This is a genomic window from Flavobacterium beibuense (genome assembly GCF_004151245.1).
Classification (GTDB): domain Bacteria; phylum Bacteroidota; class Bacteroidia; order Flavobacteriales; family Flavobacteriaceae; genus Flavobacterium; species Flavobacterium beibuense_A.
Genome location: NZ_JUIW01000012.1, coordinates 84,577 through 100,565, shown reverse-complemented (window position 1 = coordinate 100,565; position 15,989 = coordinate 84,577). Strand labels below are relative to the sequence as shown.

Genomic DNA, 15,989 nt, shown 5'->3' with positions numbered 1-15,989 from the left:
GGGCTTTTTTTATTATTCCTCTTTTTTCTTATCCTTTTTAAACAGGCCGTTAATTAAATCCTTACCGGCTTCTTTTGCTTTATCTTCAGCAGTTTGCTGGGTTTGGTTATTGGTAGTGGTGTTTGTTTTTGTCTGGTCGGTAGTTGTTGAGGTTTTATCCTCTTCTTTTTTATTACCGCCTAACAGGCCACCAATAGTTTCCTTAAGCTTATCTTCTCCTTCTTTTTTGTACTTATCCGTTTGCTGCTTTACAAGTTGCTGTGTAAGGTCGGTCACAGCTTTAGAAACGTCTGTACTTACTTTAGGGTTGTCAAAACTACCGGTAATGTTAGCATTTACAGGAACACTTATCTTGCTTGCATCAGTACTGTTTAAAGAGCTAAGCAGTTTGTTAACATCGCTTCCTAAGTATTTTGCAGGAACATCAAAAGCTACATTGTAGTTAATAGACTGGTCAAAGCCATGCTGACCACCCACCTGAACTGTAATGTCCTGGTACTTGATATTAAACGGCTTGATGTTTACCTTGCCGTTTTCAAAACTTAAATATGTTTTTAGGTTGTCAAGGTTAACCTTACTAAGGTCTATAAATTTAAGGTTGTTGTCTAAAGCTGTAAGTAGTTTAGAGTTTTCCTCTTTAATGCTGGTATTCATTAACTGTCCAAGTAAATCACCTGTAAGACTGTTAAGGTCTGGTGTCATTTCCTTACTGTCCAGGTTACCCGATACATTAATGGTCGAGTTTAACTTACCTGTAAGTACATTGGCAATAGGCGCTATTGATTTAAGCATGTCCAGCTGCGTAAACGACTGAACAATATCCACAGCACTAAGCGTCAAGTCCATCTTGAAAGTAGGCGTTGCAGCTTTAGTTGAAACATTTCCGTTAAACCCTATTTTACCTCCAAATATATCAGTGGTTACATTCTGTAAGGCAACAGCCTCATCTTTAATTACCATTTTACCCGAAACGTTTTTCAGGTTAAGGTTATCATATACTACTGTATTTGCTCTTGCAGTAATTGTACAGTCAAGGAAAGCAGGTATTTTAACCGCTTCTGATGCTGCGGCAGGTTTAGCTTCGGTTTTAGCTTCTCCTTCTTCAGTCTTCGCTTTTGTTTCAGGAGCTTCAGGAGCCATGAAATCGGCAACCAACAGTTGGTTAGCGCTCATGTCAAAATTACCCTTAAGAGTTTGGTCTTTAAAGATAAATCCGTAGAAGTTGTCAAGCGTACCAGTAACGGAAATATCAGAACCTCCTGTTTTAGCCTTAAACTCGCTAAGCGTAATTCTGCTTGGGTTAAACTGTATGCTTGCCTGGCTTATCGATACAGGTTTTGCCATCCCGTCCCCGGAATATGTAAATCCTGAAAGGCTCATGCTACCATTATTCTGCATTTTTTCATACTCACTTTTTTCTACAGAAAGCATATCAAACTTGGTAGAAAGGTTCGCTTTTAAGATGCCGGAAAGCGGTGTGTCAAGCTGAACAGGATAGGCCTTGCTTACGTTAGCCAGGTTAATGGTACCATTAAGATCGGCATCCACAAGGGCATTATCCACAATGTTCCTTATAGTAGCCTTTGCGTTAAACACGTCTTGGTCTATCCTGAAAGACAGTTTGTCAAGGTTAACATAAGTATCGTTTAAAATACCTGTCTCATTGATAATCTTAGTGTCAATAACAATGTTCTGCACTGATTTAGGAAGATCAGGATATTTAAATGAAGCGTTGTTTGAAGCTATGGCTACATTAAATGTAGGGATGCTGTTTTCTCCGTTAAGTCCTTTCACTTTACCGTCAATAGTAAAGTCTCCTTCTGTTTTTACGGTGCTCAGGTTACCGGAATAAGCTTCCGGAACCAAGCCTAAGAAGTTTTTGAAAGATGATGTAGGCGTTTTAAAAGTAAGGTCAATCTGCTGGCCTTCTTCTTTAAGTGCTACACTACCGTCAAACTCTAAAGGCAACTGATTGATAAAAGCCTTATTTTCTTTAAAAGTATATATGCTGTTCTCTAAGTCTATACCCAATACCGCATCCAGTTTTAATGCTACATCCCTCATATAGTTGGTCTTATCCATATCAAAGGAAAGTTTGGCTGTAGTATGGGTGTCAAGGTCAAGTTTAGAAGCGGCAAAGTTTCCTTTTCCATCATGGTAAAGGCTGTCTATAACCAGCTTCATTTTAGAGCTTTCGTCATAATATTTAAGGCGTAGGTTCTCTACGGCATAATCCTGAATGTTAAGTGCAAATGGTTTGCTTTCGCTGTCATCGCCCGGTTTGTCTTCCTCATCTTTAAGGGCAATGTCAAAGTTGCCTATGCCATCTTTATTGATAAGGATGTTTACCACACCGTCTTTGGTAGAGAATGATTCAAGGTTCATGGGCTCGCCCTCACCTTTAAAAAGTTCTTTAACAGACATGGTAAGGTCTATATTACCCATATAAACCAAGGTGTCTCCCTCAAACGGGGCTTTGTTGATAATGCTTAGTTTCTCAACCGAAACACTTGCCATAGGGAAGTTCCTAAAGAGGCTAAGGCTAACGTCTTCAAAGGCTACCGTGGCATCAACCTGCTCATTTATGGTTTTAAGTACCAGCGACTTTATTTTTCCTTTAAAAAGGAATGGTGCACTCACCAGTGCAATAATAAGGATGAGCAGGATAATACCTGCCCATTTTAAAATTTTCTTGATCATAATTTTTTAGTTAGAGACCTTAAAAATACAAATAAAGATTTATAACGCTTATTATCGTATCGTTATTTCATAAGGAAGGATAACCTGATTGCCGCGTAGCTGATTTATCCTTCTTATACGCTCTAACATTATATAGTTTTCTTCTCCAATTTCTTCTTTAATCATGTCTTCTTTAGACTGAGCAAAAGGAAGTCCGCTTTTACCTGCAAGAAACTGATCAAAAGTCATTTCAAACTCAGGATAGTTTACTGTTTTGTAGCTTTCGGTTTTACCAAGTTTTGCAGCATAGGCAATGGCATCATCAAGGCCGCCTATTTCGTCTACAAGTCCGTTCTTAACTGCTTCGGTACCTGCCCATACACGTCCCTGGGCAATAGAATCTACCTGTTCAAAAGACATGTTTCTTCCTTTAGCTACACGATTTACAAAAGTGGTGTAAATGTTTTCTACACTTTCTGTTATAATAGCTCTTGTTTCATCTTCAAGCGGAGTGAAAAGGCTGTACCCTGCCGAGTTATCGTGAGTACTTACTTTTTCTGTATGTATACCTAAATTGTTAGACAGCTGAGAAAGGTTAGGAAGCATTCCGAATACACCTATAGATCCTGTTATGGTACCTGATTCTGCAAATATCCTGTTAGCACCGCAGGAAATGTAATATCCTCCTGATGCAGCATAGTTACCCATAGATACCACTACCGGTTTTACCTGCTTGGTGAGTTCAATTTCCCTCCATATAAGTTCAGAAGTAAGGGCGCTTCCTCCTGGAGAGTTAACCCTAAGTACCACTGCTTTTACATCTTCGTTTTCACGTGCTTCTTTCAGGGCTTTTCTCATTGCGCCTTCAGCAATAATGGTAAGTGCTCCGTCGCCACTTCTAATTTCACCCTGAGCATAAACCACAGCAATCTCGTCTTTAGCGTCAGATAGCAGGTCTTTAATAGAATTTGCCTGAACATAGTCAAGTATGCTTACCGAATTATAGTCTTCGTCTTTTGCAACTTTTAGAGCATGCTTAATACCGGCATGGAACTCGTCTTCATAACCTATTTTGTCAATAAGCTTTCTGTCTTTAGCCATTTCAGCAGTGCGTGCCGAAAGGTTATTGGCAATACTGTTAAGGCTGTCTACAGGGATGTTCCTGCTTTTTGAAATATCATCAGCTACAGAAGTCCATACAGAGTTAAGCAGTTCTGAAATCTGCTCCCTGTTGGCCTCACTCATAGAGTTGCTTAAAAACGGCTCTACGGCACTTTTGTATTTACCATGACGGATTACCTCCATCTTGATGCCTGTTTTTTCCTGAAAATCCTTGTAAAACATTACTTCAGAAGAAAGTCCTTTAAAATCAAGGTCGGCGATAGGATTCATATAGATAGTATCGGCAACCGAGTTAAGGTAATAGTCTGACTGGCTGAAGTTGTCAGAATAAGCCACAATGAATTTACCTGATGCTTTAAAGTCCTCAAGTTTATCCCTTAGTGCTTTATTTTGTGCAATACCTAACCTTGAAGTACTGTTGGTTATGGTTATACCTTTAATTTTATCATCGGTTTTTGCAGCCTCGATAGCTTTAAGCACATCAACAAGGCCATCATGTGGCGTGTCGTTTAGGAAAGATAGTTTATCGTTATAAAATTTTCCTGCATAATCGTTTTGTACATCCTTAATGTCAAGTTCGATTACAGAGTTGTCTTTAACGGTAACAACATCATCATTACTTCCCCCAGCAGCAATAGCTATGATAATAAAGAAAAGGAATGAAAGTAAGCAGAATAAGAATAGGCCTGTAATGGTAGCCAGTACATTTTTTAAAAATTGCATAGTACAGATTTATTTATTGTCTTGTATATAAGTAGCACAATGTCCAAAAGTGTTACAGTGGTTAAAGATAGAATTTTATAAAAATATGTACAGACCCTAAATTAATTTGTTAACACAGGCTTTAAATATAATTTCCTTTAAAATTGTTTTAGTTAATTTGCAGCCTATGAAATTTCAAAATCGCGCCATATTATCTCTTGGAAGTAATCAGGGTGACAGACTGCAACACATACAGGACTGTATTAGTTATATACATAACCATATAGCTACAGTGGTACAGGTTTCCGGTCTGTATGAAACGCCTTCATGGGGTTTTGAAAGTGACGATTTTTATAATTGCGCTATTTTGGTACATACCCATAAAACAGCAGTACAGTTTTTGCAGGCGCTACTTAAGGCCGAACTTGATGCTGGCAGGGTAAGGGGTGAAGGACAGGGGTATAGTGCCCGTGTTATTGATGTTGATATTATCGCTTTTAATAACGAGATCGCTGCATTGCCTGAATTAACCCTTCCGCATCCGCGAATGCAGGACAGGAATTTTGTGCTGTATCCGTTAAGGGATGTAATGCCGGAATGGGTGCATCCGGTGCTTAAAAAGGATATCGACCTTCTTGTAGACGAATCAACCGATGATAGTGATTGCAAACTGGTTTCCCAATTGGAAAATCCTATAAAAAACATACAGTTTACAGGGGCTAATTATATAGCTATTGAAGGAAATATAGGTGCTGGGAAGACTTCTCTTTCGGGAAGAATAGCCGAGGATTTTAATGCAAAAATTATTTTGGAGCGTTTTGCCGATAATCCATTCCTGCCTAAGTTTTATAAGGAGCCTGCACGATATGCTTTTCCGCTGGAAATGTCATTCCTTGCTGACAGGCACCAGCAACTTTCGGACGATTTGTACCAACTGGATTTATTTAGTGATTTTGTGGTGTCGGATTATCATATTTTTAAATCACTGATATTTGCCAAGGTAACCCTTACCGAAGATGAATACAGGTTGTATCATAAGCTTTTTGATATCATAAACAGGGAAACGCCAAAGCCTGATTTATATGTTTATCTATACCGAAAAACGGATGCGCTGTTAGAGCAGATAAAGAAACGCGGACGCACCTATGAACAGGATATTCAGCCGGAATATCTGGATAGGCTTAACAGTGGCTATATGGAATACATCAAAACACAACAGGGGATGAATATCCTGCTGATTGATGTAGAGGGTAAAGATTTTGTAAATAATCAGGAAGATTATCTGGATATCCTAACCCAAATTCAAAACCATATCTTATCGAATTAATGCTACATGCCCTTTTATTTCAGGTAGCGACGGATCCAGTTGTATTACATACCAGTAATCACTTGAAGGCAGGTTTCGTCCGTTGTAGGTGCCATCCCAAGAGCGGTTACGACTGCTAAGCACTGTTATAATTTTGCCATAACGGTCAAAAATGCTGATTTTGGCAAAAGGATAGGTAGATAATCCAGCTATAGTAAATACATCGTTAACCGAATCGTTGTTAGGGGTAAAATATCTGGGGATAAGCAATACAAAAAAGGTCTGCGAGTCCATGCCGCACCCATTTTGCGATCGTGCATAAGCGGTATGCTGTCCTGCACTAAGATTATAAAACATATTTGATGTTTGATAGTTTATCCCGTCAAGTGAATATTCGTAACTCGTAAAGTCGGTATCTTCCATTATTACAGTTGCCGTTGCCGAGTTTACCACAACATTGTTTATTACAGGTGCGGTAAGCATAACAGCTGTAAAAGTTTTACTGTCGCTGCATCCGGCACTATTGGTTATTTCAAGGGTATAGGCTCCTGCCTGGTTAACCGTAATGCTTGGAGTGGTTTCCCCATTAGACCATAAATAAGTAACATTACTAACATTAGCATTTAGTGTTACCTGGCTATCTTCACAAAAAACAACTTCCTCATCTTCTCCTGCATCCGGAATAGCATTTACGCTAACCGTTACCGCTTCTCTCGAAGCAGACGGACATCCGTTGCTAATAGCTTCAGCATAAAAAGTAGTATCTGAATTTAAAGCCTGTGTCGTAAAACTTGTTCCCGAACCTATCGCTGTGCCACCTGTTGCAGAGGTATACCAGTTTACGGTTCCTGCCGATGGCAATGCCTCCAGTGTTGCTGTTTCTCCGCTACATATGGGGTCAGGTTGTGTTACTGTTACAGTTGGGATTGGGTTTATGGTTGCCGTTACTGCAGTTCTTGATGCAGTTGTACAGGTTTCATCGTGAGTGGATGCATAATAGGTGGTGGAGGCTGTTAATACCGGTGTTGTAAAACTACTTCCGGTAGCTAACGGAGTACCGCCATTTGGATTTGCATACCAGTATATTAAAGCGCTTCCGGCAGTGGCCTGAAGTATAACTGATCCTTCGCCGCAATTGCTTGCAGGTGTGGTTCCCGTAATGGTAGGGATGGTTATGGTTGTACTCGCAGATATTTGTAATACAGGGTCGCCGGGCATCCCTCCGTATTCTACAATATATCCTTTAGGAACATAGTCCCCTGTGCTTCCGCTTACAGGTAGGTCGTTCCATGAGCCTGCTATTCCTACACCAGGTGCGGTAATGTGGGCATAGTCTTCATCGCTTTGGTTGTTAGGTTCTCCTGTATTCCAAAAGGCAAAGTTTGGTGTTGAGCCGTTTACACCACCATTCCAGAATGTTATACCGGCTTCAGGGCCTGTCATCCATTTCCATACACCTTCGGTTTGCGAATCACTTCCGCCTATCCAGCCCGTGCCGGTTGCCTGCTCACCTAAAAGCTGTGCTTCGTCAGAAGAAAGTATAGTGGCCAGGTATCCCTGTAATCCATAGTAGGTGCTTGCTGCAGCTGCATCTTTAGCGGCTGTCCAGCTTATTCCTAATGAGGATACAAACTGGTAATAATGACCAGTAGAAGGTAAGTAATTAGCCTGTCCTATAGTAATAGAAAATGTTCTTGAACCGCTTGGGTTTGCCGAGGTGTTATTGTATACCACATTTTGCACCGCGGTTATCAAATCGCTGTAAGTAACACTTTGTCCGCCAACGCCTTCTATGGTAAGCTTGCCCGAAACAGTATTCCAGTTGCTTGTTATGTTTGGTATTGTAGTGTTTAGTGATAGTATGTCCTGTCCGTTTACATATCCTGATGATATCTGGATATATACAGCATTGGTTTCGGTGTCATCGGCATCGGTAATATTAAAATCGGTTACAATATTAATAGGCGTGCCGGGACAATAAATCTGGTTTCCGCTTGCGGTTAATACGGGAGGAGCATCCTGAGCATTTATAATTAATGATGCAAAACAGGACAATAAAAGAACTAGATGTTTAAATTTAAGGGACTTCATCCCGTAAAAGTAGGAAAAAAACGTTTTAGGGGTACTAATGTTGTAGTTTTTGAAAGATATCCCATACAACAATGCCTGTACTTACCGAAATGTTGAGGGAATGTTTAGTTCCTAATTGCGGAATTTCAATCGTTCCGTTGCAAAGTTGTACTGCTTTTTGTGATACACCTTTTACCTCATTGCCAAAAACAAGTGCATATTTTTTGTTTTTTTCCGGAGCAAAGTCGTTTAGGAAAACTGATTTTTCTACCTGTTCTATGGCCCATACTTCGGTGTCTTCACTTTTTAGTGAAGAGATAACCTCAAGTACATCTTTTTGGTATTCCCAGGTAACGGTGTCGGTAGCACCCAGTGCAGTTTTGTGTATTTCCTTATTAGGAGGAGTTGCGGTAATGCCGCACAGGTATATTTTTTCTATAAGAAAAGCATCACAAGTACGAAAAACCGATCCGATGTTGTGCAGGCTCCTTATATCGTCAAGAATAATTATGATAGGAGTTTTTTCTGCTTTTTTAAAATCGTCAACACTTTTCCTGTCCAGTTCGCTGTTTGCCAGTTTTCTCATTTTTCTGCTTTAATATACGTGCTGCAAAAGTAAGCATATTATATTATTTAGTTATCCACCATTTGCTAACAGTGTACCCTAAGTTTTTTGGAATTTGATTAAATTCGCCCTTTAGTTTAACCGGTAAATAACTTCACCTTGGCAACAAAAGAGAAAAAAGCAAAAGAAACCCCGTTAATGAAGCAATATAACAGCATTAAGGCAAAGTATCCTGATGCGTGCCTGTTGTTTCGTGTGGGTGATTTTTATGAAACTTTTGGTGAAGACGCCATTAGGGCAGCGGGTATTTTAGGTATTGTATTAACCAAAAGAGGTAACGGTAGTGAAACTGAAACGGCACTGGCCGGTTTTCCGCACCATTCATTAAATACCTATTTGCCTAAACTGGTGAAGGCGGGTCTTCGTGTGGCTATATGCGATCAGCTGGAGGATCCTAAAATGACTAAAACTATCGTGAAGCGCGGAGTTACCGAATTGGTTACGCCGGGCGTTTCGATGAATGATGAGGTGCTTAGTGCCAAGTCTAACAACTTCCTTGCTTCGGTATTTTTCGGCAAGAAAACACTGGGTGTTTCTTTCCTTGATGTTTCAACGGGAGAATTTCTTACCGCTCAGGGTAACGAAGAATATATCGATAAACTTTTACAGAATTTCAGTCCGAGTGAGGTATTGGTCCCGAAACAGGATAAAACTACTTTTAGGGGGGCTTTTGGAGAAGATTACCATACCTTTTATCTTGAAGACTGGGTATATAAAGAAGATTATGCTTTTGAAAGCCTTACCGGGCATTTTCAAACCAACTCACTTAAAGGTTTTGGTATAGAGGAGCTGCAGGAGGGCGTTATCGCCTCGGGAGCAGTGTTATATTACCTTTCGGAAACACAGCATAACAGAGTACAGCACATTACCTCTATTCAGCGTATAGCAGAAGATGCTTATGTATGGATGGATCGTTTTACCATACGTAACCTTGAGCTTTACAACAGTACGAATCCTAATGCGGTGACCTTACTCGATGTTATAGACAGAACCCTGTCGCCAATGGGAGGAAGGCTTTTAAAGCGTTGGCTGGCATTACCGCTTAAGGATGCAAATAAAATACGCTCAAGGCATGAGGTGGTTTCTTATCTTACCAATAATACCGAAGTGCTGCATAAAATACAGCAGCAGGTAAAACAGATTTCCGATTTGGAAAGGCTTATCTCTAAAATCGCGGCAGGTAAGGTAAGCCCAAGGGAGGTTAACTATCTTAATGATTCTCTTGATGCTATTGTGCCTATTAAGGAACTGGCACTAAAAAGTGATAACGAAGCTCTTAAGGCTATAGGGGATAGCCTTCATAGTTGTGACCTGTTAAGGGAAAAGATTAAAGCTACGGTACATCCCGAAGCGCCTGTGTCTATCAATAAGGGTAACGCCATTGCAAAAGGTGTACACCCCGAGCTTGATGAGTTGAGAAGCATCGCTTTTTCAGGAAAGGAGTTTCTGGAGGCTATAGAAAAACGAGAATCAGAGCGTACGGGTATTTCTTCGCTTAAGATATCATTCAATAATGTATTTGGTTACTATATAGAGGTGAGGAATACACATAAGGATAAGGTTCCGGCAGAATGGATAAGGAAACAAACCCTTGTTAATGCCGAGCGTTATATTACCGAAGAGCTTAAGGAGTATGAAGCTAAAATATTAGGTGCTGAAGAAAAGATACACCAACTGGAAACACAATTATTTGAACAGCTTGTAGTGTGGATAGCAACTTATATTAAGCCGGTACAGCTTAATGCGGCATTGGTAGCACAAATGGATTGTTTGACGTCATTTGCACAACTTGCAATAGAAAACAAATATGTTTGCCCGGAGATTGACGACAGCTTTGATCTTGAAATAAAAGAAGGCCGCCACCCGGTTATTGAAAAACAGCTTCCTGTTTATGTGCCTTATGTAACAAACGATGTTTACTTAGACAGGGAAGGGCAGCAGATAATAATGATTACGGGTCCTAACATGTCGGGTAAATCGGCAATATTAAGGCAAACAGCTCTTATAGTGCTATTAGCACAAATGGGTAGTTTTGTCCCAGCCGAAAGTGTCAGGATGGGTGTGGTAGACAAGATATTTACAAGGGTAGGTGCGTCGGATAATATCTCTATGGGTGAGTCAACCTTCATGGTAGAGATGAACGAAACAGCCTCTATTCTTAATAACCTGTCTGACAGAAGCCTTATTTTACTGGATGAAATTGGCCGTGGTACCAGTACTTACGATGGTATTTCTATTGCATGGGCCATTGCCGAATTCCTTCATGAACACCCTGCAAAGCCTAAAACGCTTTTTGCTACCCATTACCACGAACTTAATGAAATGCAGGATATTTTTGAGCGCATCCAAAACTATAATGTTTCGGTAAAGGAGCTTAAGGATACGGTGTTGTTTATACGTAAGCTGGTAAAAGGGGGTAGTGCACACAGTTTTGGTATTCATGTAGCCAAAATGGCGGGGATGCCGCAAACGGTAATTCAAAAAGCACAAAAGCTGCTTAAAAAGCTGGAGAAAGATCATTCGGGCGAGGCATTGTCTAACGGAAAAGCCTCTAAGGATGATGAACTGCAGCTTAGTTTCTTTAATCTTGATGACCCGCTTTTAGAAGAGATAAAAGAGGAAATAGTTAATCTTGATATCAACACGCTTACTCCCGTAGAAGCCTTAATGAAGCTTAACGAGATTAAACGAATGCTGGCAAAGTAATTTAGGGATAACAAAACGCTGTGTTTTTCGTTTGTAACAATGAATGATTATTTATTGTTATGAAGCACCTTACGCTTTTTTTATTTTTCACTTTATCTATTTTTACAAATGGTTTAACTGCCCAAAGTATAGGAGAACAGTATAATAATTTTGTAAATGAGGCTGAATTAAATATTACCGATGGTAATTACAAACAGGCACTTGTAAAATACAACCAAGCTTTTACTGCAACAGGGGTTGAATTTGGTATTGACCTCTATAATGCTGCTGTTTGCGCGCATAAGGAAAATAATAAAGAACAGTTTCTTCTTTTTGCGGACAGATTGGCTGATAAAGGAGTTGATGCCAAGTTGTTTGAAAGAAAAGTGTTTGAGGACTACAATGATAGCAGGGCTTTTCTGAAAATAAAGCAAAAAGCGAAAAAGGTTAGAGAAAAGAACCTTAATGCTAACAGGCAATATCTCTCAGATCTTGATGAATTTAGAAAACTAGATTCTGTTTATAATAAACTACGGCTTACTAAATACCGTGATAGTTGGGAAGTTCCGGATACTTTAGAGGTGCTTTTCAGGAATAATACTATAAACCTGATTAATTATATTAAAAAGAATGGTTATTATTCTGAAAAGAAGTTGAGGGCTACAATTACCTTAGTGGGTGATGTTAATCTGCCTTCAGTTGTTTTTCTTCATTATCTTGAAATGGGTAAGGACAGAAGTTTGCAGAACGAAATAAAGGAAATGTATATAAGTAGTATGAAAAGCGGTGAGATTAAGCCTGGTTTTTTAACACATTATATCGAGTTGGGAGATAGGGTTTTTAATAATATTGGTAATTATGCGTTTAAAATATTTGAATGTGAGATTTACAGGTTAAGGGAAATGCCGGAGCCTGATAAGGTTAATAAGAACAGGGAAATGTACTTGCAGGGTAGTCTTGATGATTATGAGAAGAAATTAGTGTTTGCGTATTGTTGCAATAACGATTTTGAGTTTCACTATAGCATAATAGGTAGTCCTGTTTCAAAAGAAGATTACTTTTATAAGGCTTCAGATATAGTGGGTAAAGTGAAAGATTGTAGTATGGAATAGAGCCTTAAAAAAAGTTTTATATTTAAGCTAAAGGTTATCAACAGGTTATATTTTTCGCTAAATTTTTTTTCAAAAAACACTTGTAGAATTGAATAAATGTGCTACATTTGCACCGCAATACACAAGCAAACAGCGGATATTGATAATGCGAAAATAGCTCAGTTGGTAGAGCGCAACCTTGCCAAGGTTGAGGTCGCGGGTTCGAACCCCGTTTTTCGCTCAAATACTACCAAAATGCTCGAGTGGTGGAATTGGTAGACACGCTGGACTTAAAATCCAGTGGGTAGTAATGCCCGTGCGGGTTCAAGTCCCGCCTTGAGTACTATAAAAGCCTGAACAATCCGTTCGGGCTTTTTTGTTTTTATTTCTTTCAGCTTCTTATGTAATCTCTGTTTAGATACTCCAAAATCTATGATAATCTGTATATAATAGTTTTTTCGTATAATTGTGTATCAAATCAGCACACCTTATGAAATATCTATTAAACAGAAATTTATTCTTCTTTTCTGGTCTTATCACAATGGTATTAAGCTCATTTACTGTTAGCGCCCAGTCGCAGCTTTCTAAAGAAGAAGCTACCGAAGTGAGAAAAAAAATGTTTGAATCTTCCGAAAAGATCAATACGGTAGTCTATAAGATAGATTGTAAAAAAAAGAGGCTTTCAGATAACGATACTGTTTACACTACTGCCATATGCTCCTTGTATATTAATCCGAAAGACAGATTAAAAGCCTATCATATTGTAGATAAAGAATCTACTTCTTCAGGTGGTAAAGGTTATGCACACACGAAGTATGATGGTAAAAGGACATTTAATTTTAATAGATTGGTTGACTCTCTGGATGTTTATAAGGAGCCTTATATAGATGAAGATAAGAGAATGGTGCAGGTTATGGTCCAAAATTATAGCTACTTATTGTTGGGGGAATATTTTGCTTTAAGGAAGCCTTCTGATAAAGGTAATTCTCAAGCCGAAAGCATTGTGATTACAGAGGAGATGTTTAAAGATACGATGGTTTATTGTGTTACAATAGATTTTAAGGATAATGAAGGCGCCAGGGATAGGGTTGGTAAAATCTATATCAGCAAGTCAGATTATTTGCCTGTAGCCGGTTCGGCTTTTGGGAAATGGGAAACTATGGAAGAATATGATGATTATGAAATTGAATATTTGGCTATTAATCCTGATATCTCTTTAGAGAATTTTAAAATTGACAAGAATGAAACCATTAATCCGGTAGAACGCTATAGAACGTTTAAAGAAAAAGTTAAAGGCCTGGAATCAATTAACTAATCCTAATTTAAAAGCGATGACAAGAAAAGTTTCTTTTACAATTATACTGAGTCTTTTTCTAACTGTATTTAGCTCGTTTACCGCTAATGCGCAAACTAATGTTGACATTAAGTATATTCCGGATTTGGAACTTAAACTGAATAATAATGAAACGGTTAAACTCAGGGAGTTAAAAGGTAAAGTTGTTTTACTTGACTTTTGGTTTAGGGGGTGTTTTCCTTGTGTAAAGTCTATACCGGGTTTAATTGAGTTGCAGGAAGAATTTAAAGATAATCTGGTTATAATAGGTGTTAACCATGAAGATGTTCAGGAGGATGTAAATGAGTATATAGAGTACAAAAAGATGAATTATTTATCTACTTATAAAACAGAGGATAAGATTTTTAAAGACTTTGGTGTAAATTCATTTCCTACGGTTATTATTTATGATAGGGAAGGGAAATTGATTAAAATTGAAAAGGGATATCATGAAGGAGGGGTGGATTCTTTGCGTAAAGCGATAAAAAAAGCATTGAAATAAAAGAACAATATATTATACATAAAGTCCCGCAATAGCAGGGCTTTTTTATTTTAGGGGTTTAAGCTTCTGAAAAATAGTTTCTTAACCTGCTTAACGCTTTTTTAAAGATTTAAAAATACTTTGCAGATGTTGAGTTAATCTTAATGGATGTTCTTTGTACTGCCGTGGTAAAAATCTTCTTTATAAAATATTGAATCAGATATAAATCTGAAAACCAACTAAAAATTTATAAAGATGAAAACCAATTTTTTAAAACTGCTGATGCTAATCGGCGTATTTATGTTTGTGCAGTGTTCAACTCCGGATGCGGAAGAAGCACAAAGCGTAACTTTTAATACTAAAGTTACAAATGTTCACCCTTTTTTAAATTGTGACTGTAGTGAGAGTCCTACTAAGGTGACGACCAATGCCGGTACCTGGGCAAATCAGTTTGCTCCGTTGGTAAAGTTTGATCGTGCAGCACCGGATTATCCTGCTTCTGTAGAGACTGTATTGGCCAGCTCTGCTGCCGGAGGTAAGGTATGCGGTGGCGAACTTGCATTAACTGATGCTACAGCGCCTACAGCACCTGTATTTCCTACTTATTATGATGTACAGCAGCATCCGTCTGATACTGATAAGATATTTATAGAATACTGGTTTACTTACAAGCGTCAGGAGCCTTGTGCTGCAGGACAGGGAGGTCATGATTATGACTGGGAGCATATCGTACTTCAGGTAAAGAAATCTACACAAAAAATCTTAACAGTAACTTATTTTCAGCATGGTGGCTGGTATACAAAAGACTGGAGGAATAAAGCTATAGGAACAAGAGTTGTGGGCTATGTAGGTAAAAAAGCACACGGTATGTATCATAACTCACGTTCTTCGAGCTTCTTTGGGTATGAGTGCACGTATTACGGAGACTACAGAAATCCTGCTGATGCCGGAGATGAGTATGGAACATGGAACAATCTTGTAGCTATGTCTTGTGAAAAAACCGAATTCAATTTTAGCGGTAACTGGGGAGCTTCAGGTAAAGGTCCGTTATTCCGTACACGTGATTTCTGGAACTTTGCTGCATGCAAAGGTACTGATGGATTATTTGGTACCGATGGCTGCAGTCAGTGTGATTTTGGTAACAGTGTTACTATAGGAAGCATAAACTAAATAAAAGATTTATACTACGGCCTGATTCAATATTTTATACTTAAGCCGCCCTTTTGGGTGGCTTTTTTATTGCCTTTTTTACAATTAACAATTTGATAACCTAGTTTAATGGTATTTAAAAGGTATTGCGGGTACTTAATGTCAACAGGTTAAAGAAGATTATTTACCCACGGCCCACTAATTAGCCTGAATAATAAATTAAAACAAAGAAAATAAAAAGGTAATATATATTGCCCTGCTGTTTATTGAGCAGGATAAGACAATATGTGTTTTGCAGTAAATAAAATATTTATGCTTTAATAAAATGGTATAGCTATTTGCAGATGGTTATGCTGTTTTCTTTTTTATTAAAGCAGTGTAATATCAAACTTGATTTTGATGTGTTTGTTTAAGTTTACTAAAAATGAAAAGCCCCGCATTGCGGGGCTTTTATGCTTTTACTTACTAAAATCTTAGTGAGCAGCCTCTTCAGTGTGAGCTTCTTCAACTGGAGCAGCAGCAGTATCAACTGTAGCTTCTGGAGCAGCTTCAACTTCTGGAGTAGCTTCAACTTCTGGAGCAACTTCTTCAGTTTGAGGCTCAGTAGTTTCGTTTGCAGTTTCTTTACAAGAAACGAATGAAATCATAGCGATAACAGCTAGGCTTAAAACAACTTTTTTCATCTTACTAAATTATAAAGGTTAATTATTAATTCGGAGCAAAGATATAAATTTTTTGACACCACA

11 protein-coding genes and 2 tRNA genes are annotated in these 15,989 nt (G+C 38.6%); 8 read left to right on the top strand and 5 right to left on the bottom strand.

What is annotated here, in order from left to right:
* Positions 1-12 precede the first annotated feature (12 nt).
* Together NU09_RS16095 and sppA are read right to left on the bottom strand one after the other, a co-directional pair.
* The gene (locus NU09_RS16095; RefSeq protein WP_129752334.1) at positions 13-2,700 is read right to left on the bottom strand and encodes an AsmA-like C-terminal region-containing protein; all 2,688 of its coding nucleotides are present in this window, start codon (positions 2,698-2,700) and stop codon (positions 13-15) included.
* A 51-nt stretch (positions 2,701-2,751) separates the two neighbouring features.
* The gene (sppA, locus tag NU09_RS16090) at positions 2,752-4,524 is read right to left on the bottom strand and encodes a signal peptide peptidase SppA (protein ID WP_129752333.1); all 1,773 of its coding nucleotides are present in this window, start codon (positions 4,522-4,524) and stop codon (positions 2,752-2,754) included.
* 166 nt (positions 4,525-4,690) lie between these two features.
* On the opposite strand from sppA, the gene folK reads away from it, so the two are divergent.
* Positions 4,691-5,830: a 2-amino-4-hydroxy-6-hydroxymethyldihydropteridine diphosphokinase gene (gene folK, locus NU09_RS16085; RefSeq protein ID WP_129752332.1), complete on the top strand. Its 1,140-nt coding sequence runs from the start codon at positions 4,691-4,693 to the stop codon at positions 5,828-5,830.
* Here folK and NU09_RS16080 read toward each other — a convergent pair.
* Together NU09_RS16080 and NU09_RS16075 are read right to left on the bottom strand one after the other, a co-directional pair.
* Positions 5,819-7,900 carry a T9SS type B sorting domain-containing protein gene (locus tag NU09_RS16080; RefSeq protein WP_129752331.1) on the bottom strand — a complete coding sequence of 694 codons (2,082 nt, stop codon included), beginning with the start codon at positions 7,898-7,900 and terminating at the stop codon, positions 5,819-5,821. The two genes, folK and NU09_RS16080, sit on opposite strands and share 12 nt — an antisense overlap.
* Before the next feature lie 34 nt (positions 7,901-7,934).
* The gene (locus tag NU09_RS16075) at positions 7,935-8,465 is read right to left on the bottom strand and encodes an RNA methyltransferase (RefSeq protein WP_129752330.1); all 531 of its coding nucleotides are present in this window, start codon (positions 8,463-8,465) and stop codon (positions 7,935-7,937) included.
* A 138-nt stretch (positions 8,466-8,603) separates the two neighbouring features.
* On the opposite strand from NU09_RS16075, the gene mutS reads away from it, so the two are divergent.
* The 7 genes from mutS (at position 8,604) to NU09_RS16040 (ending at position 15,264) form a co-directional block, all read left to right on the top strand.
* Positions 8,604-11,210: a DNA mismatch repair protein MutS gene (gene mutS, locus NU09_RS16070; RefSeq protein ID WP_129752329.1), complete on the top strand. Its 2,607-nt coding sequence runs from the start codon at positions 8,604-8,606 to the stop codon at positions 11,208-11,210.
* A 59-nt stretch (positions 11,211-11,269) separates the two neighbouring features.
* On the top strand, positions 11,270-12,301 hold the full coding sequence (locus NU09_RS16065; RefSeq protein ID WP_129752328.1) for a hypothetical protein: 1,032 nt from the start codon (positions 11,270-11,272) through the stop codon (positions 12,299-12,301).
* A gap of 147 nt (positions 12,302-12,448) precedes the next feature.
* A tRNA-Gly gene (locus tag NU09_RS16060) sits at positions 12,449-12,521 on the top strand.
* Between the two features lie 16 nt (positions 12,522-12,537).
* A tRNA-Leu gene (locus NU09_RS16055) sits at positions 12,538-12,623 on the top strand.
* Between the two features lie 147 nt (positions 12,624-12,770).
* A complete protein-coding gene (locus NU09_RS16050) occupies positions 12,771-13,595 on the top strand; it encodes a hypothetical protein (RefSeq protein ID WP_129752327.1) in 825 nt (274 codons plus the stop codon).
* A gap of 16 nt (positions 13,596-13,611) precedes the next feature.
* Positions 13,612-14,115 carry a TlpA family protein disulfide reductase gene (locus NU09_RS16045; protein ID WP_129752326.1) on the top strand — a complete coding sequence of 168 codons (504 nt, stop codon included), beginning with the start codon at positions 13,612-13,614 and terminating at the stop codon, positions 14,113-14,115.
* A 234-nt stretch (positions 14,116-14,349) separates the two neighbouring features.
* Positions 14,350-15,264: an NPP1 family protein gene (locus NU09_RS16040; protein WP_129752325.1), complete on the top strand. Its 915-nt coding sequence runs from the start codon at positions 14,350-14,352 to the stop codon at positions 15,262-15,264.
* A 452-nt stretch (positions 15,265-15,716) separates the two neighbouring features.
* Here NU09_RS16040 and NU09_RS17115 read toward each other — a convergent pair whose 3' ends face one another.
* On the bottom strand, positions 15,717-15,890 hold the full coding sequence (locus NU09_RS17115; RefSeq protein WP_165357708.1) for a hypothetical protein: 174 nt from the start codon (positions 15,888-15,890) through the stop codon (positions 15,717-15,719).
* Positions 15,891-15,989: the final 99 nt, after the last annotated feature.

Excerpts from the sequence above, each read along its gene's own strand:
- folK (WP_129752332.1), top strand. The coding sequence starts at position 4,691 with ATGAAATTTCAAAATCGCGCCATATTATCTCTTGGAAGTAATCAGGGT.
- NU09_RS16075 (WP_129752330.1), bottom strand. The coding sequence starts at position 8,465 with ATGAGAAAACTGGCAAACAGCGAACTGGACAGGAAAAGTGTTGACGAT.
- NU09_RS16045 (WP_129752326.1), top strand. The coding sequence starts at position 13,612 with ATGACAAGAAAAGTTTCTTTTACAATTATACTGAGTCTTTTTCTAACT.
- NU09_RS16065 (WP_129752328.1), top strand. The coding sequence starts at position 11,270 with ATGAAGCACCTTACGCTTTTTTTATTTTTCACTTTATCTATTTTTACA.
- NU09_RS16095 (WP_129752334.1), bottom strand. The coding sequence starts at position 2,700 with ATGATCAAGAAAATTTTAAAATGGGCAGGTATTATCCTGCTCATCCTT.
- NU09_RS17115 (WP_165357708.1), bottom strand. The coding sequence starts at position 15,890 with ATGATTTCATTCGTTTCTTGTAAAGAAACTGCAAACGAAACTACTGAG.
- sppA (WP_129752333.1), bottom strand. The coding sequence starts at position 4,524 with ATGCAATTTTTAAAAAATGTACTGGCTACCATTACAGGCCTATTCTTA.
- NU09_RS16050 (WP_129752327.1), top strand. The coding sequence starts at position 12,771 with ATGAAATATCTATTAAACAGAAATTTATTCTTCTTTTCTGGTCTTATC.
- NU09_RS16080 (WP_129752331.1), bottom strand. The coding sequence starts at position 7,900 with ATGAAGTCCCTTAAATTTAAACATCTAGTTCTTTTATTGTCCTGTTTT.
- NU09_RS16040 (WP_129752325.1), top strand. The coding sequence starts at position 14,350 with ATGAAAACCAATTTTTTAAAACTGCTGATGCTAATCGGCGTATTTATG.